Annotated in this window: 21 protein-coding genes; 6 read left to right on the top strand and 15 right to left on the bottom strand. The window is 45.9% G+C overall.

Annotation, left to right across the window (positions count from 1 at the left end):
• Nucleotides 1-7: 7 nt before the first annotated feature.
• On the bottom strand, nucleotides 8-301 hold the full coding sequence (locus ACQ4M5_RS06590) for a hypothetical protein (RefSeq protein WP_430675108.1): 294 nt from the start codon (nucleotides 299-301) through the stop codon (nucleotides 8-10).
• 57 nt (nucleotides 302-358) lie between these two features.
• Between ACQ4M5_RS06590 and ACQ4M5_RS06585 the strand changes: the two genes are divergently transcribed.
• Nucleotides 359-1,103 (top strand): IS1 family transposase gene (locus ACQ4M5_RS06585; RefSeq protein ID WP_430674813.1). Its coding sequence is split into 2 segments (ribosomal slippage): nucleotides 359-616 and nucleotides 618-1,103, totalling 744 coding nucleotides; the frame shifts between segments, so codons are not numbered across the junction.
• A gap of 23 nt (nucleotides 1,104-1,126) precedes the next feature.
• On the opposite strand, the gene ACQ4M5_RS06580 is transcribed toward ACQ4M5_RS06585, so the two are convergent.
• The 10 genes from ACQ4M5_RS06580 to ACQ4M5_RS06535 form a co-directional block, all read right to left on the bottom strand.
• Nucleotides 1,127-1,654 (bottom strand): hypothetical protein, encoded by a 528-nt coding sequence (locus ACQ4M5_RS06580; protein ID WP_430674812.1) that lies wholly within the window; start codon nucleotides 1,652-1,654, stop codon nucleotides 1,127-1,129.
• Between the two features lie 132 nt (nucleotides 1,655-1,786).
• Nucleotides 1,787-2,710: a hypothetical protein gene (locus tag ACQ4M5_RS06575; RefSeq protein WP_017292237.1), complete on the bottom strand. Its 924-nt coding sequence runs from the start codon at nucleotides 2,708-2,710 to the stop codon at nucleotides 1,787-1,789.
• 138 nt (nucleotides 2,711-2,848) lie between these two features.
• Entirely contained in the window at nucleotides 2,849-3,664 is an 816-nt protein-coding gene (locus ACQ4M5_RS06570) for a C39 family peptidase (protein ID WP_017292236.1), read from the bottom strand.
• 109 nt (nucleotides 3,665-3,773) lie between these two features.
• The gene (locus ACQ4M5_RS06565; RefSeq protein WP_017292235.1) at nucleotides 3,774-4,256 is read right to left on the bottom strand and encodes a hypothetical protein; all 483 of its coding nucleotides are present in this window, start codon (nucleotides 4,254-4,256) and stop codon (nucleotides 3,774-3,776) included.
• Nucleotides 4,257-4,271: 15 nt separating this feature from the next.
• Nucleotides 4,272-7,400 (bottom strand): efflux RND transporter permease subunit, encoded by a 3,129-nt coding sequence (locus ACQ4M5_RS06560; RefSeq protein ID WP_430674811.1) that lies wholly within the window; start codon nucleotides 7,398-7,400, stop codon nucleotides 4,272-4,274.
• A gap of 527 nt (nucleotides 7,401-7,927) precedes the next feature.
• Complete coding sequence (locus tag ACQ4M5_RS06555) at nucleotides 7,928-8,260, bottom strand: hypothetical protein (protein WP_430674810.1); 333 nt, start codon at nucleotides 8,258-8,260, stop codon at nucleotides 7,928-7,930.
• 89 nt (nucleotides 8,261-8,349) lie between these two features.
• Nucleotides 8,350-11,463: an efflux RND transporter permease subunit gene (locus ACQ4M5_RS06550; protein ID WP_430674809.1), complete on the bottom strand. Its 3,114-nt coding sequence runs from the start codon at nucleotides 11,461-11,463 to the stop codon at nucleotides 8,350-8,352.
• A gap of 73 nt (nucleotides 11,464-11,536) precedes the next feature.
• Nucleotides 11,537-13,207, bottom strand: coding sequence for an efflux RND transporter periplasmic adaptor subunit (locus tag ACQ4M5_RS06545; protein ID WP_430674808.1), 1,671 nt, complete (start codon nucleotides 13,205-13,207; stop codon nucleotides 11,537-11,539).
• 70 nt (nucleotides 13,208-13,277) lie between these two features.
• Nucleotides 13,278-13,991, bottom strand: a complete 714-nt coding sequence (locus tag ACQ4M5_RS06540) for a DUF305 domain-containing protein (protein ID WP_430674807.1) — start codon at nucleotides 13,989-13,991, stop codon at nucleotides 13,278-13,280.
• A 242-nt stretch (nucleotides 13,992-14,233) separates the two neighbouring features.
• Nucleotides 14,234-14,911 (bottom strand): glycoside hydrolase family 24 protein, encoded by a 678-nt coding sequence (locus ACQ4M5_RS06535; RefSeq protein ID WP_430674806.1) that lies wholly within the window; start codon nucleotides 14,909-14,911, stop codon nucleotides 14,234-14,236.
• 255 nt (nucleotides 14,912-15,166) lie between these two features.
• Between ACQ4M5_RS06535 and ACQ4M5_RS06530 the strand changes: the two genes are divergently transcribed.
• Together ACQ4M5_RS06530 and ACQ4M5_RS06525 are read left to right on the top strand one after the other, a co-directional pair.
• Complete coding sequence (locus ACQ4M5_RS06530; protein WP_017292228.1) at nucleotides 15,167-15,457, top strand: hypothetical protein; 291 nt, start codon at nucleotides 15,167-15,169, stop codon at nucleotides 15,455-15,457.
• A 107-nt stretch (nucleotides 15,458-15,564) separates the two neighbouring features.
• Complete coding sequence (locus ACQ4M5_RS06525; protein ID WP_017292227.1) at nucleotides 15,565-16,023, top strand: heavy metal-responsive transcriptional regulator; 459 nt, start codon at nucleotides 15,565-15,567, stop codon at nucleotides 16,021-16,023.
• Between the two features lie 6 nt (nucleotides 16,024-16,029).
• On the opposite strand, the gene ACQ4M5_RS06520 is transcribed toward ACQ4M5_RS06525, so the two are convergent.
• Nucleotides 16,030-16,728 carry a DUF305 domain-containing protein gene (locus ACQ4M5_RS06520; RefSeq protein ID WP_017292226.1) on the bottom strand — a complete coding sequence of 233 codons (699 nt, stop codon included), beginning with the start codon at nucleotides 16,726-16,728 and terminating at the stop codon, nucleotides 16,030-16,032.
• A 294-nt stretch (nucleotides 16,729-17,022) separates the two neighbouring features.
• Here ACQ4M5_RS06520 and fldA point away from each other — a divergent pair, with 294 nt between their 5' ends.
• Nucleotides 17,023-17,532: a flavodoxin FldA gene (gene fldA / locus ACQ4M5_RS06515; RefSeq protein WP_017292225.1), complete on the top strand. Its 510-nt coding sequence runs from the start codon at nucleotides 17,023-17,025 to the stop codon at nucleotides 17,530-17,532.
• Nucleotides 17,533-17,587: 55 nt separating this feature from the next.
• Here the strand turns inward: fldA and ACQ4M5_RS06510 are convergent, their stop codons facing one another.
• Complete coding sequence (locus ACQ4M5_RS06510) at nucleotides 17,588-18,346, bottom strand: N-acetylmuramoyl-L-alanine amidase family protein (protein ID WP_017292224.1); 759 nt, start codon at nucleotides 18,344-18,346, stop codon at nucleotides 17,588-17,590.
• A gap of 371 nt (nucleotides 18,347-18,717) precedes the next feature.
• On the opposite strand from ACQ4M5_RS06510, the gene ACQ4M5_RS06505 reads away from it, so the two are divergent.
• Together ACQ4M5_RS06505 and lepB are read left to right on the top strand one after the other, a co-directional pair.
• Nucleotides 18,718-19,233: a DUF1269 domain-containing protein gene (locus ACQ4M5_RS06505; protein ID WP_430674805.1), complete on the top strand. Its 516-nt coding sequence runs from the start codon at nucleotides 18,718-18,720 to the stop codon at nucleotides 19,231-19,233.
• Between the two features lie 33 nt (nucleotides 19,234-19,266).
• Nucleotides 19,267-19,869, top strand: coding sequence for a signal peptidase I (gene lepB / locus ACQ4M5_RS06500; RefSeq protein ID WP_430674804.1), 603 nt, complete (start codon nucleotides 19,267-19,269; stop codon nucleotides 19,867-19,869).
• A 64-nt stretch (nucleotides 19,870-19,933) separates the two neighbouring features.
• On the opposite strand, the gene ftsH is transcribed toward lepB, so the two are convergent.
• Together ftsH and ACQ4M5_RS06490 are read right to left on the bottom strand one after the other, a co-directional pair.
• Nucleotides 19,934-21,769: an ATP-dependent zinc metalloprotease FtsH gene (gene ftsH / locus ACQ4M5_RS06495; protein WP_430674803.1), complete on the bottom strand. Its 1,836-nt coding sequence runs from the start codon at nucleotides 21,767-21,769 to the stop codon at nucleotides 19,934-19,936.
• A gap of 68 nt (nucleotides 21,770-21,837) precedes the next feature.
• On the bottom strand, nucleotides 21,838-22,055 hold a 218-nt coding region (locus tag ACQ4M5_RS06490; RefSeq protein WP_430674802.1), incomplete at its 5' end, for a transposase.

Genomic DNA, 22,055 nt, shown 5'->3' with positions numbered 1-22,055 from the left:
ATCTATGCTATTCATTCATCGTGCGATAGGTGACTACAGCAGAAGGTGATAGTCGATTGAGATAGCGAAAAATCCAATACTTGCCGATCGCATCAAGCGTCACTGGAAACGTAGCAATGAATATCCCAACAAACTGCTTATTCTCAGGTAGCCCATAGTGGCTTAAAACGCTGTTTAGAGCTACATCCCAACCGTAAGATGAATGAAAACCTACAAAAATATCTGTAAATAAAATAATCAAAAACGCTTTTGCAGAATCGCTCAAGCCAGCAAGTAATTGACCTAAGAATCGCTTGGTAATGTTCTAGACCTGTGTATTGTGTGAAAATAAAAGCAGTTGTTAGCTGCTGTGATTCTCATGGTGCTTGAACCAGTCTGCTGTCCAAGCTGTAACAGTACAAATGTGGTGAAAAATGGCAAAAGCGATGAAGGCAAACAGCGTTATCGCTGCCGCAATGCCGACTGCTCGCGTCGTTCCTTCATTCGGGATTACAGCTACCGAGGCTACTTGCCGGAAGTGAAGCAGCAAATTAGCGATATGGCAGTCAATGGCAGTGGGATTCGAGATACGGCACGAGTGCTGAAGATTAGCCCCACGACGGTGATTGAGGAATTAAAAAAAAGATCGCCATCTCGAACAAGTCAACACATCGCTGCTCAAACAGATGGAGAGTTCACCGACGAGTGCGATGGTGGTGAAAGTTGAGGAAGCAGAAATGGATGAGATGTGGAGCTTTGTGCAATCTAAGAAACAGCAGCGATGGTTATGGCACGCCATTGACCATCGTACTGGGGCAGTCTTGGCTTATGTCCTTGCTCCACATGAAGATGAAGCGCTCAAACAACTTCAGCAATTGCTTGCCCCATTTGCCATTGAGCGGTTTTATACGGACAACTGGGGTGCATACTTGCGCCTGTTAGATTCTCAACAGCATACGGTCGGCAAAACGAACACACAGCGCATCGAACGCAAGCACTTGACGCTTCGCACTCGGATCAAACGGCTTGCTCGAAAAACGATTTGCTTTTCTAAGTCCATCTGGTTGCATGATGTGGTGATTGGATTGTTCATCAATCGGTATGAATTCAGTCGAGCTATATGATACTCGTACACAGGTCTAGAACATTACCAGAATCGCTTCAAATTTTTAAGCTGAGATTGACTTTTCAGGATGAGAATAAGAAAAACAGTCAAAGCTAGAAAATCCGCCGTAAGATTCTTAATAACTTCTGTGTTTCCTTTACGGTACTCTTCTGCTAAATCCACTACTTTATTTTGCAGTTTTGCTTCCATAATCGATGTAGAGTTTTCTGACACACCTTGCAAAAGCGACTCAAAGCGGAGACGGTTTTTATAGTTTTGCAGTTCTTGAAGAATTCGCTCTTCTTGAAATCCTTCAAGTCGAGATTCTACTTGTTGATAGTTCTCGAAATATTGAGACAATGGTTCAACGACTAGCGTTTTGGTCGCTTGGTTCACAAGTAATGGAATCAGCAACAGCAATAAAATGTAGCGAAGAGCAGAAATTGTTTGATTCCGAGATACTTGAAATGCTGCTGTAACTTTTGATTCGCTGCTGAAATTAAATTGTTGTAGTTTACTCCAAAAATTTCGCTTCTCTTGTTTTCGGGAAGTGTCCCCTGATTTCTTCATCGTATTACTGCGTTGCTAACCTTTCCTAAGAGTTCTGGAGAAGACAACCGCTCTCATGAACTCTGGTTATGTTGCTGGAGATCAGGTAAAGATGCGATCGCGTTAACTCTTACGATCGCGGCTTTGCTGAAGTTACTGAACGTCAATCCAGAAATCCGAGACAACGATTTTGCCACCCCGATTAAATTGTCCCCATAGCTTATACTTTCCAGGCTGCGGAAACGTGGTCATAAATGCTACTTGTCCTTGCGGTGCTCTCTTCATTGCATGAGCATGAATATAATCTGCTCTGCTGAGGTCTTGAGACTGCTTGAGAATCACCAGATGTCCCTGCTCACCTAAATAGGGCTGGAGGTCTTGAATCGGCTGATTGTTTTTGTCTTGAAGATTAAATGCGAGCGTCACCTCCTGCCCTGCTTTAACGGTTGGAGTCGAGAGCGAGAGATCAACTTTGGTCGTATCGATCGTTTTACTGCGCTCTAGATTAATTGCTGGTGTTGCGGGTGGTGTTCCGGGAACTTGAGTCTTCATCACCGAAACGGCTTCGGCTTTTCCAGCAGGTTTATAGTCACTGATCAGCGTGTAGCTACCTGCTTGCGGTAAGGCGGTTTCGACTTCAAACAGCCCGTTGCCTTTGTACGTCGGATGAAGGTGTTGAAAGACCTGTAAATCGTTGCTGACGACGATCAAGTGCATCAGCTTTTCTTGGAACGTGTCGAATTTTGAGATTGCTTTGCCTTGAGCATCTTGAACTGCGATCGTCAGTCTGCTTGGTTGATTAACGGTCAAGTTTCCGCTTGTTGTAAGCGTGGCTTGGGTTGTAACTGCGTTTGCATTCGATCCGTGTTCACCGTGAGCATCGTCATGAGACATTCCCGGCATTGATGAATGCTCCATTCCGTTCATCTGAGCATGAGAGGAATGCTCACTATCTGCGGTAGCAGGTTGGTTTCCTACTGAATTACGTGTTACTGCAATTGTGGCAACTGTTGCGGCAGTCATAAGACCAATCACACCGTAACGACGCATTTTCTTGCTCATCGATCGCTGAGTCATGAGAGAGTACCACTAATCAAATCAATCGCTGTGGGTGAACAAAGTCACCCACTGCTGCTCGTGTGTGAGACGAACTATTTCTTAGATTAAACAATGAACATGAAAACAGAATGAAATAAGCTACGAAGTGCAAAAAAGTCATGCCTTTGTAATGCGATGCAGCCACAAGTAGTTTTCACCTTCAGGCGAACACTTCGCTTTGATGAGTTCGTTCGAGTAATGCAAATTCTCACCTGAAAAATCATTGCGATAACCCGACTCAAACCACTCACCAAACGGATCGTTCACAAAAAATCCAGCCGAATCATAGCCTCGAACGACCATAATATGACCAAAGCTCGTAAAGTAACCGTGAATAATACAGGCATAGCCTTCTGCGATCGCTTTGCGAATGTCCCATAATCTTGCTCGTGTGGTAAAGTCTACCTTTAGCCCATAAGCCTCACCCATTTGCGCTAGATCGTAAGGGTCCCAGCGAGACAAACCCTTATTTTCTAAAAACCGATACAGTTCATCTTCAAACTGAACTGCGTTAGTGCGTTGTGGAATCTTAAAATAATCCATCACCATTGCGTAAGATGTGACGTTGCAGGCTCCTCTAGGATTCAACGCATTATCCATCTGACTCTTGTGCGGAATATTTAGCCTTTTTGTTTTTGGTAATCGATAAAAGATTGAAGGAAGGGTGATTTTAGGTGACTCAGGTTGTGTTATCTGACCCTGACTGTTAATCAATTGAATATGAGGCTGATAAACGTACCAAGTATTTCGCGGTGGATTGCCCAAGAAGTCGTTGAATAGTGCAACCTTAAGATGATTTTTGTCGATCTCTTTCCAAGAATGAATTTCAAATACTCTCCCTGCATTCACGCTTACTTTGTCTTGAGCAGACAGCTTCGATGAATCCAAGGTAGATTGCTTAAAAAAGGTTGTTTGGCTAACTTTTAGTTTCATAGATACTCCAAATCATGCAATGTTGCATCAAAAACATCTGTAAAGCCAGCCTCTAACAACGCGCTTGCTTTACAGATGTTTCTAAATAGCGGGATTCAAGCTGTCAGCCTTACAGCTTGAAGGCATACCGAGCATTCACTTTCTCGCTACCAATCTCAGACTGCACAGCGACTTTATATTCTCCTGCCGCAGCACTAGGTAGTTTAGCTGTATAGTGCTTTCCATCTGCGTCGTAAGTCATGGGAACGGATTGTTGGCTTCCATCGGGAAGTTGTACCTGTGCAGTGACTTTCGCGTTTGGAATCGTTTCGTGATTGTCGCCTTTCTGCACAAATAAATCTAGGTGAGTTTCATTTCCTTCCTTTTCAGGCTTGAGTTCCAAATGGTAAGCACCAGACTCAACCACAATTCCGCCCCCCGCTTTATGGTCAGCATCATGATTGGCTGAAGGAGAAGAGCTTGCAGCAGGACTATTACTTACAGCAGGACTATTGGCTGGCGCACTCGCTTGGTTGCCACCACTGCTACACGCACCGAGAAACAGTAGACCTGCGCTACCAGCAACAATCAAAAAGGATTTCAGCGTTTTCATGGTTATCTCCTGAATTTAAGATTCTGCAACATTGAGATGAGAAACACGATCGTCATTTTCAGCGATCGCGTCGGACTGTTTTGGCATCATAAACTTTCCAAAGAGCGAATACAAAGCGGGAAGCACCAGCAGTGTTAATGCAGTAGACGTGAATAGTCCTCCTAGAACAACTACGGCGAGCGGCTGCAAAATCTCTTTGCCTGCACCCGATCCAATGACCAGTGGAACCATGCCTAATGCTGATGCAAGTGCGGTTAATAGGATAGCAACTAATCGCTCCATTGAGCCTTCCACAATCACTTGCTTAAGCGGAATGCCTTGAGCTAATTGCTGGTTGTAGTTATCGACTAACAGTAAACCATTTCGAGTTGCGACCCCAAACAGCGTAATAAATCCGACCATTGATGCGACCGAGATAATTCCGCCACTGACCGCAACAGAAATCACACCTCCAATCAATGCTAATGGCAAGTTGATCATAATCATCAAGGTTGCTGGAATTGATTTCACAGCGAAGTAGAGCAGGACTGAAATGATCGCAAATGCGGCAAGCCCAGCAATGATTAGGGTTTGAGTGGCTTGTTCTTGTGCCTGGAACTGTCCCCCAAATTCGACATAGTAGCCGCTAGGGAGTTTGACTTGTTTCACACGATCACGTACATCTTTGATCACTGATCCTAAATCTCGCCCTGACACATTCGCAGAAACGACAATTAAGCGCGAGACGTTTTCTCGATTGATTGTACTGGGTCCTTCGCCATAGACAACTTTTGCCACTTGAGAAAGCGGAATCTTTTGGTTATTCGGCGTATCAATTAGCAAATTGCCAATCACATCCAAGTTATTCCGATATTGCTCTTGCAACCAGACCACCAGGTTAAAGGTTTGTTGCTTCTCTAAGACTTGTGAAACAGTCCGCCCATTCAGTCCAGTTTCGATCGTTTCTGCAAGTTCTCCGATGCTGAGTCCGTATCGGGCTGCCGCTTCACGATCAAATTGAATTTGCACCTGTTTGACTGGAACTTGAGGTTCAAGCTGTAAATCGACCAAGCCTGGAATGCTGCTCATGGCAGATTGAACTTCCTGCCCGACCATCCGAAGCTGATCGAGTTCAGCCCCGTAGATTTTAACGGCGATCGCGCTTCTCACTCCTGACAAAATCTCATCCATCCGGTGAGAAATAAATCCACCAATGTTAATCACAACGCCCGGAATCTTCTCACCTTCTTTTCGCAATGCCTCAATCACTTTTTCTCGTTCTTTCGCGCCTTCTTCGCTGATTTCAACGTCTAATTCGCCAAAGTTCACGCCTGCAATATCCGGATCACCCTGAGCAAAGCCAGACCGAAACTGGATTGACTCAATTCGCTTATCGTCTTTAAATACCTCCTCAAAGTCGAGAGCCGCCTGATTGGTTGCTTCTAGCGACTCTCCCGGAAATAGAATCACCGCATTGACTAACTGACGATCTTGAAATTCAGGTAAAAAGACGCTGCCCAAAGTCGGCAGGATGATCAGAGACGCGATAAAACCTGCGATCGCAGCCGTGAAAACGACTTTAGGACGACGAATCGAAAATCTTAAAGCGGGACGATAGACTTGATGTGCTTTGCGTTCGAGCCAGGTTTCAGTACTGGGTAAACGACGATTCGCCAACAGCAACGCACACAATGCAGGAGTGAGCGTCAATGCTACCGCAGTCGAAGCCAAGATTGACAGAAGGTAGGCAAGTCCCATCGGGGTGAAAATTCGACCTTCAACGCCTGAGAGGGCGAAAATTGGCGCAAAGATAACCACAATGATGATCGTTGCAAACAAAACACTGGTTCTGACTTCGATCGAGCCATCAAATACAACTTGCAATGGCGGTTTAGGCTTCTCCGCAACCTGATTCTCCCGCAATCGACGATAGACATTTTCCATATCGACGATCGCATCATCAACAACTGAACCAATCGCAACGACTAAGCCACCTAGCGTCATCGTGTTAATACCTTGCCCTGTCCAGTTAAGAACAATCATTCCAACTAGCAACGAGAGCGGTAATGCGCTGAGGCTAATCACTACCGTGCGCCAGTTCATCAGAAATGCAATCAGCACTACTGACACAATGATCACGCCGTCTCTTAATGCGTCTCTGACGTTCTCGATCGACAATCCAATAAACAGATTTTGATCAAACGTCTTGAAGAATTTCACATCCAGCGGTAGTCCCCCTTTGAGATCTTCCATTGCTGCATCTACAGCTTTTACAACCGTCGGTGTATCTGCATTCGGTTGCTTCGTTACTGTGAGAATCACCGATCGCTTGCCGCGAAACAATCCATCACCTCGTCTAAGTGCAGCTCCAATTTTCACCTCTGCCACTTGTTCGAGCAGAATCGGAGTTCCATTAACGGATTTAATGACCGACCGCTTCAGTGGCTCGATCGATTCAATTCGTCCAATGCCTCGAACTAATAGTTCTTGATCTGGTGTAACAACAAAACCACCTGGAACATTCACGTTAGCATTCTGAGCTGCTTTCACCACGTCATTGATCGACACATTGAATGCTTTGAGCTTGTTGGGATCAACTAGCACTTGATACTGTCGTTCATCCCCACCATAGAGAAAAACATTACTCACGCCTGGAACGGCTAATAATCGGTTTTTGATATCCCATCCGACTAGCCTTGAGACTTCCATTAACGGCGTTGTTTCTGAAGTGAAGGCATATTTCACAGTCCAGCCGAGTGGTGAACTCACAGGTAAGATTTCTGGCTGATCCACGCCTTGAGGCAAAATGCTCTGGGTTCGCCCTAATCGCTCAGTGACAAGCTGACGAGCGCGATAAACATCGGTATCCCATCCAAAAACTGCTTTGACTGAAGAGATACTAACTGCTGAGGCGGATCGTAAAGAAACAAGTCCGGGCGTTCCGTTGATCGCGCTCTCAATTGGACGAGTCACGAGTGATTCGACTTCTTCGGGTGCGAGTCCAGCCGCTTCGGTTTGAATTTCAACTTGGGGCGGAGCAAACGCTGGAAACACATCCAAAGGCATTTGAGTAATGACGCGCAGTCCCCAAAGTGAAAGGAGGATTGAGGCAAAAACAATCAGCCATCGTTGCGCGATCGACCACTTGACAATCGAATTGAGCATCGTTCTTCTGAACACTCCCTTGGGAAAATCGGCAGATTGTATGCCTACAACCAACAACTCATCATGACAAGAAATTATGAAATGGGAATGAAACTAGAACTAGGCGCAACAATTAGTTGCTAAAAACCTGATACTGACGCTCTACATCAAACAAGATTAAGGGCTGTATACAGAGAATTAGCACAGGAAGAAATTGTGGGATTCAGTGCTTAATCTGTGACTATTTAGATCAGCCTCATGGACAATTTTCTGAGAAAAGCTCTTTGCGCCCTTGACCCTCTAGTAGGCTGGAGATTCTACATTAGCAGCAGTCGAGGAAAATGCTCGTTTTTTCCTCAATCTGCAAGCGTAAATTCTGAGTGATGTGCGGGAAATTAATGCCTCCTCGCACTGTTGTTGACGATAGCTATCATCAACTATTACCGTCTCAGATGCTTATGGAACCAGGATGACGTGAAAAAAGCCGCTTTAAAAGTAGAACGGCTGATATCTATGCGAAACTCGATCGCTAGTGATTGAAAGAAGGTTCAAGTACACATTGCCCGCATATTTCGCCAAATTACATTTCTGAGATGAGTTGAATTGTTAGGAACAGGCGGCTTTGCTTTCGCTGCATCTCCAGTACAGCGGCGATGCAATGTGGTAGAAGTTCTCATTTGGGCTTGAACGGTTGCGTTCTGGGTATGAGAACCATTGATTGCATTTTGATTGCGGAGAGTATTAGGTTGTGGTTGAGGTAGGGTTGCTGATGAAGTCGTATTTACTGAAGACGGAACAGTAAGTTGATTTGCAAAAGCAGTAGGAATCGAGATCACAGAAAGTACGATCGCGGTTGATATAGAGATCAGCGGAGTTTTCATATTAGTTCTCCTGAGCATTCATATCTCTATGTTGTTTCAACAATATGAAATGCACATGAAATCAGCAAGATAATGGAGAGAGGAGGTCGTTATCGGCTCTGCACAGGCTTCATCGAACTATCAGGAGCAGTCTTTTTAGAGAAAAGGATGTGAGCGAATCGGCTGTAAAGTGCAGGAATGATCAACAGCGTCAAGGCGGTTGACGTGAACAATCCCCCTAGCACGACGATCGACAAGGGTTGTAAAATTTCCTTTCCAGGTCCGCCTGCGACAACGAGCGGTGCTAATCCCAAAGCTGAGGTCAATGCAGTCATCAGAATCGCGTTTAATCGTTCCATCGAACCTTTCACCAACACTTCCTTGATCGGCATTCCTTCTGCAAATTTCGCATTATAGTTATCGACGAGCAAGAGTCCATTTCGAGTGGCAACCCCAAACAAAGTAACGAAACCAACCAGTGAAGCAACAGAAATCACGCCACCAGTCAATGCAACCGCAATCACACCGCCAACTAACCCGATCGGTAAGTTGATCATGATCATGGCAGTGGAGGGAATTGATTTCACCGTCAAATACATCAGCACTGAAATCACGACAAAAGCAATCAAGCTATAAATCAGAATGTTTTGCGAAGCGCGTTCTTCAGCTTCAAACTGTCCACCGTATTGGATAAAATAGCCTGCTGGAACTTGAACCGCTTGTTTTACTTTGGATTGAATTTCAGTCATCACAGAGCGCAAATCTCGCCCGCTCACATTCGCAGAAACTACAATCCGGCGCGAGACATTTTCACGGTTAATCGTGTTCGGTCCTTGACCATTCCGAATGGTTGCGACTTGTGCAAGTGGAATTTTCTGACCGTTGGCAGCATCAATCAGTAAGTTCTCGATCGCATTCAAATCAGTCCGCGCTTCGGGCTTTAACCACACCATCAAATCAAACGTCTGCTGCTGCTCTAAAACTTGTGAAACCGTTCGACCATTCAAGGCGGTTTCGATCACTTCTGCCAGTTGTCCGACACTCAAGCCGTATCGGGCTGCGGCTTGTCGATTAAATGCAATTTGCACTTGATCGATCGGCACTTGCGGTTCAAGCTGCAAATCGACCACGCCTGAAACCGTCTTCATTTGTGCTTCAACTTGTTCACCGAGCGATCGCAGTTCATCCAATTCAGCCCCGAAGATTTTCACAGCAATTTGACTTCTCACACCTGATAGAACTTCATCCATGCGGTGAGAAATAAAGCCCCCAATGCCCGTTGCAACTCCGGGTAACTTGCTCATTTCTTCTCGAAGCTTTTTCAAGCTTGCTTCTCGATCTTCCAGTCCTTTTTCGCTCAAATCCACATCCAGGTGAGCAAAATTTACACCACCTGCATCGCCATCACCAGGAGCGCGTCCAGAACGAGTTTGGATGAACTTAAAGCGATCATCTCCCTTCAGCGAATCTTCTAGCGCAAATCCCGCCCGATTCGTTGCTTCTAAAGAAGTGCCTGGATAGAGCGTCAAAGTATTCACCAACATTTGCTCTTGAAACTCTGGCAGAAATTCACGCCCTAAACTTGGTAGAAGCGTGAGTGCCACAACCATCAGCGCAGCCGCACCCGACAAGACAAGCAGCGATCGACGCATCGCTAAGTGCAAAAGCGGCGAGTACAATCGTTTGAAGAACCGAGCAACAACGGGTTCCTGCTCTGACATCCGACCGTGTGGAAGTAGAATTGCACACAGCGCTGGAGAAACGAGCAACGATTCTAAACTTGAAACAATCACAACCACCAAGTAAGCAATTCCCATCGGTGTGAAAATTCGCCCTTCCACTCCTGATAGCGTAAAGATCGGAGAAAAGACGACAATTCCGATTAAGGTTGCACCAATTAATGATTCTCGAACTTCTTGGCTACCTTCAAAAATGATGTCCAAGGTCGATCGCGGTTCCGGTGAAAAGCGATTCTCTCTTAAAGCACGATAAGTATTCTCGCCATAAACAATCGCATCATCAACTGCGGTTCCGATCGCGACTGCTAACCCGCCCAGAGTCATTGTATTCAGTCCAAGTCCCAAATAGTGAGAAACGAGCAATGCAAACAGCAAGGTGAGAAAGAAATCAAGCAAGCAGACCGTTAAAGTTCGCCAGTTCATTAGAAACGGGATCAGAATCGCAGCCACAATCAAACTGCCTTCGATTAATGCCGATCGCACATTCTCAACCGAAGCTTCAATATAGTCTGCTTGCCGGAAAGTCACATCGACTTTGACATCCTTGGGCAATCCCGCTTTGATCTCGTCTAACGCAGCAACCACTGCATTAGTAACCGTGGGCGTATCGGCTTGCGGTTGCTTATTTACCATAACGATCGCCGCAGGTTTGCCATTCACGCTTCCATCGCCCCGTTTCAAAGCCGCCCCAACTTGCACATCTGCTACATCAATCAGTCGTACTGGGGTTCCGTTTCGCGAGTCGATCACCGATTGTTTGAGATCCTCGATCGATTCAATCCGCCCAATCCCGCGAATCAGTCGTTCTCGATCCGCTCCAATCAGATAACCACCGGGAGCATTCACATTGGCATTGCGAACTGCCTCTGTGACTTGTTCTAGCGAAACATTGAAAGCTTTCAGTTTTGCGGGATCAACCAAAACTTGATACTGCCGTACATCGCCGCCGTACACACTGACCTGACTCACACCGGGAATAGCTAACAAGCGGTTCGTGACTTGCCAATCAACAAGCCGCCTCAGTTCCATCATTGAGGTTGTGTCTGCGGTAAAAGCAAATTTTAGAATTGTGCCGATCGGTGAACTAATCGGAGAGATGCGAGGAATTTCAACGCCTTCCGGTAGTTTGCTTTGTGCCTGTTGCAATCGTTCTGTGACTAGCTGCCGCGCTTGATAGACATCCGTTCCCCATTGAAAAATGACTCTGACCACTGAGATTCCAGGGGCGGAAGTCGATCTCACATCAGTCACACCTGGAGTTCCGTTAATCGCACTCTCGATCGGTAAAGTTACCAGTGATTCGACTTCTTCGGGCGCAAGTCCAGTCGATTCGGTTTCAATCTCGACTTGTGGGGGTGCAAACGATGGAAAGACATCCAATGGCATCTGCGGGATGATTTTGATTGTCCAAAACGTAGTGATTAGCGCAATCAGCAGTACAATCCATCGACGGGCAATGACCGATCGAACAATATTTCCTAGCATGAAAAAACCCTGTCGAACACTGAATTTTTAACTTTGAAGGCGCGATCGCAATCTAACAATCCACTCACGCCATCTAATTTTGATGGGGCTTACGATCTGCTTCTAGTCTGTCTGTTGTGGTATGAACGGTGTGTGGTGCAGAGCCATTCCCATTTGAGTGAAAATAGATTTCGGCATCATGAGAAGGGAGCGGGCTTTCTACAGCAGGCTGAAGCCGACGCTGGCGGCGAGATGACCAAACTGTGCCTGCCCAGAAGGTTCCTGCTGCAATTGCACTCCCAACAGGTAGTACCAACCACCAAGGTAAAGCAGAAGGATTCGAGGCTTGGGCGGTCGTTGCAGGCGCTTCATCATGTGCATCTGCCTTCGTATCTCCGCGCAGAGACTGGGTATACAGTTGCGGAGCGCGTTGTGTTACCACCTTATCGCCATCAAATAAACCGTTCATGACTTCAACGAAATCACCTGATTCGCGTCCAAGAGTAACTTCTGTGGCTTGAAACGCATTGCCGTTTTGCACAAAGACAATTTTCTTTTTATCGTTAGTTTCGACGATCGCAGATTTTGGTACAGCTAAGACTAAAACCGAAGTGCGATCAGTCAGTACTTCAATCTCAGCGAACATTCCCGGCTTCAATGCTCCATCTGCATTATCCAGTTCCACTTTCACGGGCACAACACGGGTTTCACCCTGTACGGTTGAACCCACAACACTAATCCGCCCGTTAAAAGTCCGATTGTTCAATCCATTGACCTTAACTCGAACAGGCTGACCCACCCGAACTTGGTTCAGATCCTTCTCGTAAATGTTGCCCGATGCTTGCACGCTACTGGCATTGACGATCGTTAAAATTTGCTTTCCCGCGTCTTGTCCCGATTCTCCAGGGGTTGCTTCTCGGTCGGCAACGGTGCCGGAAATCGGAGCCGTAATTGTGATCGTGCCATCTTCATTCGCATTCGCTCCTAACTGCCGCAATCGAGTTTCATAAGTTTGACCGCTCAGTTGAACCCGCGATCGTGCAACTTCTAGCGCTGATTGTGCCCGCTTCAGTTGGGCTTGAGCTTCTGAAACGGCTAATCGACTTTCTGCTTTTGATAGATTCGCGCGAGCCTCTGCCAGTTTTGTTCCCGATTCGAGCGCTGATCGTCGTGGAAGCGCTCCAGTTTGAGCCAATTGCTGATCTTTGGTGTAGCTTTCTTGGGCAAAATCAAACGCCGATCGCGCTTGCTGAATTTCTCGATCGACGATGGTCTTCTGACGCGCTAGATTTTCCTGAGCAAGCTGTAAATCCGCTTCTGCTTGTTGGACTGTGCCTGTCGCATCACTGCGTCGATCGAGTGCCTCGGTTCTCAACTGTGCTAAATCTGGACTCGTCATAACCGCCAGTGGTTGCCCTGCACTGACTGCATCACCAGGTTTGACGAGCAGCCGCAGTAAGGTTCCCCCGACTGGCGTTGTGACTTCAACCTGGCGATTCGGCAGCGATTCAATTTGTCCGGTCGTCTTGATACCAAATGCTAAGCGTTGTCGAGTCACAGGCTCCACTTTGAAGCCGAGCCGTTGAGCCGTTGCCGCATCGACTTGCACGCTGCCAGACGATTGCGTTGCTCCCCCCTGAAACTCGTTGCCATGCCCGCCATGAGCCAGCACGATCGCAGGACTACTTGCCAAGACTCCCAGTGTCATCAATGTGGCTGAGAGACGGCGAATCGAAGTGGAAACAGAAACAGCAAGGCTCGGCATGACGAAGTTTCCTGATATTGCACAACTCTTTACATTGTGACACCCGAATGTGAAACAGGGATGAAATCCTCTACTGGTTGTACCAGGCTTTGCGCCATTGTTTCATTTGATCGATTTCGGCTTGCTGCGAGGCAATAATTTCTCGCGCCAACTTCTGAATCTCCGGGCGTTTTGACTTTTGCAAAACATCGTTTGCCATTGTCACGGCTCCTTCGTGATGCGGAATCATTGCATTGATAAACCGCAAGTCAAACTGATCGTCTGCCGCGCCTAAATCCATGCTCATCTTCATTGCTTTGATTTGTTCTTTTGACATGGGCATCGAGTGATTCATCTCAGCGTGCCAAGCGATCGGTTGACTAGGTGCTTTAGGATACCAGACTGTGCGCCACTGCTGCATCTGGCTAATTTCCTTGTCTTGAGCCGTAATCACATCCTGAGCCAGTTTTTTCAGTTCAGGACGCTTTGATTTTTGCAGCACTTCCTTCGCCATATCTACTGCACCTTGATGGTGGGGAATCATGCTATCGATGAAGCGCAGGTCAAATTCAGCATCAGCAGGACCCAAATCCATATTGTGTCCCATGCTGCTGTGATCCATTGCACCATGATCCTTTTTGCCAGCATTCATGTGGCTGTGATCCATACCGGACATCGTGCTCGCAGCGGGAGAACTGGCTGGGGTTGAATTCTGAGCTGTACTGGATGAGCAAGCCGTAAGCGCACTCAAGCTGATCAGGGCAGTAAAGGAAAATCCGAAAAATGTAGGTTTTAGGCGTTTCATGTTGACAAAAAGAAAAGGTTTAAGCAGTTTGACTGGCGAACACATCTCCGTTCAGCGAAGCGAACACGTCTCCGTGCAGCAAAGCTGTCGCACTCACCCAAGAATGAGCAACACCGAAATTGCAAGACAAATCTCGGCTACGAAGGTCGATTTAATCGCCCTTGCTACATATTAAGAAAACATAAGAATATGAAATCAGAATGAAATTTCCAATTCTTAACTAACAAAGTTCAGTTGAAAACCTACTTCACTGATGCTGATAGTTTTGCAAGAGCTAACTCTTCGGCTAATGCTTTCTGATAGATTTTAGGTAACTGTGATGTCACAGAATTTGTTTCAATTCCATAGCCTAAACTTGTCCAGGTTGCAGATAAATGCTTCAAGACTTCGTTCAAATTTCCTTTTTCGAGTTCAGCATTGATATCAACTTCCCAGGCGTTACGATCGCTCAACCAAGCGTAAACTACAGCATCTTGCTGTTTTGGCTGAAAACTTTCAGAAACCGTGTCTGACGTGTTTTGGCTGTGTTCAGGATGATATTGCTGAACCTTTTCATCCCAGGTTGTACTGAGTAACTGATAGCGCCCCGCGGCAGTCGTACATTCTCCTTTGTGCAGTCCTGACACGATCGTGACGCACTGATTGGGATGTTGGCTCAAATCTGTAATGTGTTGTCCACCGTAAAGCGCCGTGTAGGGATCACTATCTTGAGCTTCACTGGCGGAAATGGTTCGCATTAAAGCCCGAATGTATGGATCTCCACCAGTCATAACTAACGGCGGAGTTCGATCGGGATCTTTGGGAGGAATAGTTTTTTGCTGTCCCAGACTGAACCATATCAGCGATAGTGCAGCTAATGTAGCAACACTAACCGCAATCCTTTCTTTAGCGAATTTTAGAAGCTGAATCTTCAACATCATAAAACCGATCAAAGTGTCTGTGGCTCGTAAAGCGATTTTGTCATGGATGGGCTGAAGAGATAATTTGACAAATTGATCTCTTCAGCAAACTTGCTTTAAGCGTTGTTCGGCACTTAATCTTCAGTGTTTCACACGAAAATGAAACTGGAATGAAATATCACTCGCGATCGAAGTTAGCTCGAAAAACTTGACTCTCAAGTGGACTAGAGAGTTTATAACGGATTGGTTTTGATGAGTAAACAATTGGAGTCTTTCATGCACATAAAAACTCAAATTCTCACTTTTTTGGGTGGCACCCTTGCTGCGATCGCGCTATCAACCGGAACTGCTTCTGCTCAATCTATCAACCAAAATCCGAAAAATGCTTCCGAAAATAACCTTCAACTTGCTCAACAGCCGAATCAAGCTAAACCTAGCAATCAGTCTGGATGTGCTTGCTGCAAAACCATGAAAGAAGACATGGAAAAGATGCGGCAACAAATGGAGATGATGAAAAAATCAGGAAATTCGATGCCTAGAATGAACCACTCTGGCACGGCTCAGTAATATCAAGATAGCAAATTGATCTACCTCGGCGGCAAGTGTGACGTTTGTTGTTATACTTGCTGTCTCTATGGGTGGTAAATCTGCGATCTCAGATAGGAGCTAGGATTGTGGTTCATTCACAAAAAGCAATCTCTCAAACTCCCCTGTTCAAAATTGGTGAAATTGCTCAGCAAACTGGACTCGCTGTTGCAACGATTCGATACTACGAGAGTCTGGGATTGATTCAACCGAAGCATCGGAGTGAAAGTAACTACCGCTATTACGATGCGGATGCGATCGAGCGTCTTCAGTTTATCAAGAAAGCTCAATCGCTTCAGTTTTCCCTCTCAGAAATTCAACAGATCCTGAATGTACGTCAGCATGGTAATCCAGCTTGCCCAATAGTGCGTGAACTGTTAGACGGAAAAATTGCCCAGCTTGAAGCCCAGATAGCGCAGATGCTCGCGCTCAAAACCGAATTAGAGCAGTACAGGAATCGTTGGGCGGGTAAACCGCTTGATGATCCGCACAGTCGAGAACTGTGTAGCCTGATTGCTGAAGTTACTGCTCTTAATTCAGACGAATGAAGAGTTTTACTGGTTATACCAGGCTTTGCGCCATTGCTTCATCTGATCAATCTCCTTTTGCTGGGATGTTGAGATCTCTTGGGCAAGCTTTTGAATCTCAGGACGCTTTGACTTTTGCAAGGCATCTTTTGCCATTGAGATCGCGCCTTCATGATGAGAAATCATGGCATTCATAAAGCGCAAATCAAACTGCTCATCGGCTGCTCCCAAATCCATGTTCATTGCCATGCTGTCTTTTTGCTGCTGAGACATTGGCATAGATTTATTTTGCTGTGAATTGTAAGCCACAAAACTTTCAGGCGCATCGGGATACCATTGTTTCCGCCATTTTGCCATCAACTCATTTTCTTCGCGGTTCTGAGTCACAATAATGTTTTGGGCAAGCGATTGGATTTCAGGACGTTTTGACTTTTGCTGAGCTTCTTTTGCCATCTCGATCGCGCCTCGATGATGTAATCGCATGGCATCAATAAAGCGTAGATCATACTCAGCACCCGCCGGACCTAAATCCATGTTCATCATCATGCCGTTCATATTGCTGTGATCCATCCCTGGCATTCCTGCCATCGGTGAACCTGTTGCAGTTGGGCTTTGATTCGAGGTTGAATTTTGAGCGGAATTTGAACAAGCAGATAGTCCACCAACCGCGATGACTGCACCGAGCGAAAGTCCAAGTAAACCTGTCTTGAATGTTGAGCGACGCATATTTAACCTACAAATTCCATTGATGTCTTTAGTTCATTCTGAACCATCCAGTCTACTGGAGAGTCAAATGCAATACAGTGTATTTTGGACGGATTTCACGCCTTCGGTTTAGCACTAACCGCCCGTTTATTTCAAGACTGCATAAAGGAATGAAATCAAAATGAAACTTGACTATGACTTAGGCTAGAAATTGTAAGTCTTTCATCGGAGGGAAGTTACTGAATTAACCTTTCTATAAGCTGCTCTTGAGGGTTTTAAGGTCAAGCTGAAACACTATCCTAGATAGGAGATGATATGGCAGACATTGGATTATTTTACGGAACGCAGACAGGATACACGCAAACCGCAGCAGAGACAATTCAGCAAATATTTGGACAAGATGCCGTTGATTTGTATGACATTTCTCGTGTGGAACCAAGCGATTTCGAGAAGTATTCAGTCATTATCATTGGTTGCCCAACTTGGAACGTCGGGCAACTGCAAGATGATTGGGATAACTTCTTCGAGCAGTTAGACGAAATTGATTTCAGCGGCAAAAAGGTTGCTTACTTTGGTGAAGGTGATCAGGTCGGGTACGCGGATTCGTTTCAAGATGCGATCGGCATCTTAGAAGAAAAGATTTCTGAGCAAGGCGGCGAAACAATTGGCTATTGGTCTACTGAGGGCTACGAATTCACCGAATCAAAAGCAGTGCGAGATGGAAAGTTCGTAGGTCTTGCGCTGGATGAGGATAATCAGTCGGACTTGACTGACGATCGCATTAAAACTTGGGTCGCTCAACTCAAACAAGAAATCGGGTCGTGAATTGTTGAGCCAAAAGGTTGTTTGGAACACGCAATCACTGATCGACTGAAGATGCTCAAGCTATGAGAAACCGTTCAATCCCGCGAGCGATCGCTTGTGCAGATTTTAGAATCAGATCATCTACTTGCGTCCCTGAAGACGCATCGATAAAAAAAGATTCCGTCAAGATCGCCGGAACAGGTAGAGGAACGGCTCTCAAAACAGCTAGTCCTTGTCGCTTCACACCGCGATTTGGAATATTTAGTACTTGATCGAGTTCTTGATTAACAATTGTGGCAAACCGAAAATCTACATCTGTGCCATTGCGATCGATCAGAACTTCATGTCCTTGTACTGCCGCGTTGAAAGAATTGAGGTGTAAAGCAACAAAACAGTCTGCTCCGGCTCCCCGTGCCCCAATCTCCTCTAGGGAGAGATTGAGCGCGTTGTCAATCAGTGTTACAGTTGCCCCTCTAGCCTGTAAGAATCCCTGGACTAGCTTTGCCTGTTTCAAAGATTCTCCAGCTTCTGTACGACCTTCAGCATTTTTGGCACCTGGATCGCGATCTTCTCCATGTCCGGGATCAAGCACTATTTTTTTGCCAAGCAGTGGTCGAGGGGTTGGAATTGTCGGAGGATTGCTCGCAATACGACAGGCAGGAGGTTCTATATCTTCGATTACCATTGCACCAGGAGCGTCACTGCCTGTAAACCAGTTTCTAGGAATTCTCACCTGGTTCCGTTTCTCTCCAGACAATTCCACTTTGTCGATATAGCAGGCATCTCCGCTTTTCATCAAATACAGGGCTGTTTTCGTCAATCTTAACCATGCCATGTGACTAATCCTTAATTGCTTAAAACTTTAGTTTTCAATTAAGACATTCTACTGATTTCTCAAAGTTTGGAGCGTAGCAATTCAGGTTTTTAACTAAAAATTGCTGCGGGGAGCAGTAGCCCTGATTTTTCACCTCTATTTCATTCTTGCTGCTTATCGTATTCAGTAGGGGTTAAAGCTGCTTTGTGGAACCAAAGTGCTTTTTTACTGAAGCTAGTTCAAAGGACAGTTTGTTTTCAAAAGATCTTAAGCTTTACCACTTGCCTCTCCAGTCTACTAGAGGGTCTAGATTAAGAAGTAGTTGTTCATCGCTTGATAGCCTTTGAAACCCACAACTCTTCTACAGCAATTCAAGATTAAGGAGCAAACAAATGAGTGATTTAATTGCGATCGGGTTCAAAGACGAGTTCAAAGCTGACGAAGTTCTCATCGATCTCAAAAAATTGGAACGAGAGTATTTGATTGATTTAGAAGATGCTGCGATCGTAGTGCGGAACAAGCAAGGCAAGGTTAAGATCAAGCAAACTCAAGAACTCGTTGCATCGGGCGCATTATCTGGTGGTTTTTGGGGATTGCTATTCGGTGTCATCTTTCTACATCCGATGCTGGCACTGTTTGGTGCGGCGGTTGGCGCACTCTCCGGAGCGTTGACTGATATTGGCATCGATGACGAATTCGTTCGAGAAATTGGAAACACTCTAGAACCAGGTACTTCTGCCATTTTCATTTTGGTTAGAAAATCGACTCCAGACAAAGTTCTAGAGGAAATCAGCAAGTTTGAAGGCAAAGTGTTACGAACCTCGTTATCTAGAGAAGATGAAGCAAAACTGCAAGCAGCACTTACCAAAGCTGAACCTGTAGATACGTCTTCACCTGTAGGAGCATAATCAGGTGTATCACTTCTCAACTCAACAAAGAAAATGCCTCAACTAAAGTTACAGCGATCGACTCCACCTTCTAAATCTGAAAATGCTTGGCTAGAGGGATTAAAAACACTAAGCTTGAGTGTTATCCTTGCCTTGGGCATCCGGACGTTCATTGCAGAAGCTCGTTACATTCCCTCTAGCTCAATGGAACCGACGCTTCAAATTAACGATCGCCTAATTGTAGATAAGCTGAGCTACGACTTTGTTCCACCCCAACGCGGAGATATTGTAGTTTTCAACCCCACGCCCAACTTGAAGCAACAGAATTTCAAGGATGCGTTTATCAAGCGAGTGGTTGGGTTGCCCGGAGAAACTGTCGAAATCAAGAATGGGCAAGTCTATGTCAATGGTTCTGCTCTGAACGAACCTTACATCGCTGCTCCAGCAAAACAATGGAGTCCGGTTGTTGTTCCTCCCGATTCTTACCTTGTGTTAGGCGACAACCGAAATAACAGCTTTGATAGTCGCTACTGGGGGTTTGTCCCGCGCAGCGATATTGTCGGGCGAGCAGTTTTTCGGTTCTACCCATTCGATCGAATTACTCCTTTGGATCAACCTGTTTACATCACCTCTCATCAAACTAAGGAGAAACCCTAATGAATTCATCAAACAATGCAATGAACAATCCTATTCATCTCACCGCAAAACTTAGCAGGTCAATTTATTCAGTGATATTGTCAAGTTGACCTGTGCGTAACCAAATTTCTAGTTGGTCTGGGGATTGTACTTTCGAGAGGTATTCACGAAGAAGACTGCCTTCCAACACTTCTTGCTGGAGTAACTGATGGGTCATTTCCTCTAGCAACTTTCGATTTGCCGTCAGAATATCTAATGCTATTTGATGAGCGCGATCGACGATCGCTTTCACCTCTTGGTCAATCACTTCCGAAACCGCAGGACTCACCGGGCGACGAGGATTAACAACACCATCTAGAAACTGCTGTTGCACTCTCTCTAATGCCACAGGTCCCAATTTCTCGCTCATGCCGTACAGCGTAACAACCCGCTCTGCTAGATCCGTTGCCTTTTGAATATCGTCACTCGCTCCCGTAGAAATTTTGCCAATCACAATTTCTTCCGAAGCTCGTCCGGCTAGCAGTGTGGCAATGCGACCGCGAATCTCATCTTCTGCCATTAAAAAACGGTCCTCTTCGGGTAATTGCAGCGTATACCCCAATGCCCCAACCCCTCGCGGCACAATCGAAATTTTCTCCACTTTGCCCGCTCCAGGCATTAGCGCTCCTACGATCGCGTGACCTGCTTCATGATAGGCAACAGTTTTCTTTTCAACTTCATTAAGCACGCGAGATTTCTTTTGCAAACCTGCAATGACGCGCTCGATCGCTTCATTAAAATCTGCCATCGTCACTGAAATGCGGTTCTGACGGGCTGCCAGTAATGCTGCTTCGTTCACTAGATTTGCTAAATCGGCTCCTGCAAATCCGGGTGTACGAGTCGCAATGACACTTAAATCGACATCCTCTGCTAGTTGAATTGCTTTGGCATGAACTCTCAGAATCGCTTCTCGTCCCTGCCTATCTGGGCGATCGATGACGACTTGACGATCAAATCGGCCTGGACGGCGAAGGGCTGGATCAAGCACTTCCGGTCGATTGGTTGCTGCGAGAATAATTACCCCTGTATTTGCCTCAAATCCATCCATCTCTGTTAACAATTGATTGAGAGTTTGTTCCCGCTCATCATTGCCACCCAATGGCGAACCAGCAGCAGCTCTAGATTTACCCAAGGCATCCAATTCATCGATAAACACGATACAAGGGGCTTGTTTCTTTGCCTGCTCAAACATATCTCTCACCCGCGCCGCGCCCACACCCACAAAGAGTTCAATAAATTCAGAGCCAGAAATGCTAAAAAATGGAACACTGGCTTCTCCAGCAACGGCTTTCGCCAATAGTGTTTTCCCAGTTCCTGGCGCACCGACTAGCAAGACACCTTTGGGAATTTTTGCTCCAACACGAGTGTATTTGGCAGAGTCTTTGAGAAAATCAACAATTTCTTTCAGTTCTTCCTTCGCTTCATCAATCCCCGCGACATCTGCAAACGTCACGCCTGTATTCCCTTCAGAATAGATGCGGGCTTTGCTTTTACCAACGGTCAATGCTGCCCCGGCTCCTGCTTGAGCGCGGTTGAGAACAAATGCCCAAATGCCAACGAAAATTAGGGGTGGAATGATCCAACCAAGCAGTGTAGTGAAGAAATTGCCGCGATCGGGCGGGATTGCCCCGAATTCTACATTGCTATCTTCGAGCAGTTTTGGCAAACTTTGATCGTCAGGAATAGGAGTTGTGACATAGACTTTATTCGGAGTGGGTGACGCACCATCGGACTGCGGTTGTTGGGTTTTGGGTAAATCAGCTTTGAGAATGTACTGAATTTGGTCTTGCCCAATCTCAGCTTTGGCAACCTTTCCGTCTTTTACGTCTTTGCGAAATTGACTGTAGAGAACTTCTGTTGATGGACGGCGTAGACCTGGCATCACCACAAACTAAACCACTATGCACTGAAAGTACATAGGTTCCTTCAGGGCTGAAAGCCCAAGTTAACTCATTCTAGCAAGAAATTGTCGTTGTCCTGATTTGATGGATTTCGATGATGTTCTAAATACTCTTGCACTAACTCCTCCGTTAAGTTCCCGGTACTCCAAGCTCCGTACCCAATCGCCCAAAAATGCTTCCCCCAATACCGCTTCTCCAATTCTGGATATTCCTGCTGTAGCAATCGTGACGTGCGACCCTTGATCCGCCTCACGAGATCACTAATAG

Origin of the sequence: Leptolyngbya sp. AN10, from assembly GCF_050565645.1 — a bacterium.
GTDB lineage: Bacteria > Cyanobacteriota > Cyanobacteriia > Leptolyngbyales > Leptolyngbyaceae > Leptolyngbya.
Note: the sequence above shows the minus strand (reverse complement) of the source record. Positions and strands in the feature narration are given on the sequence as shown.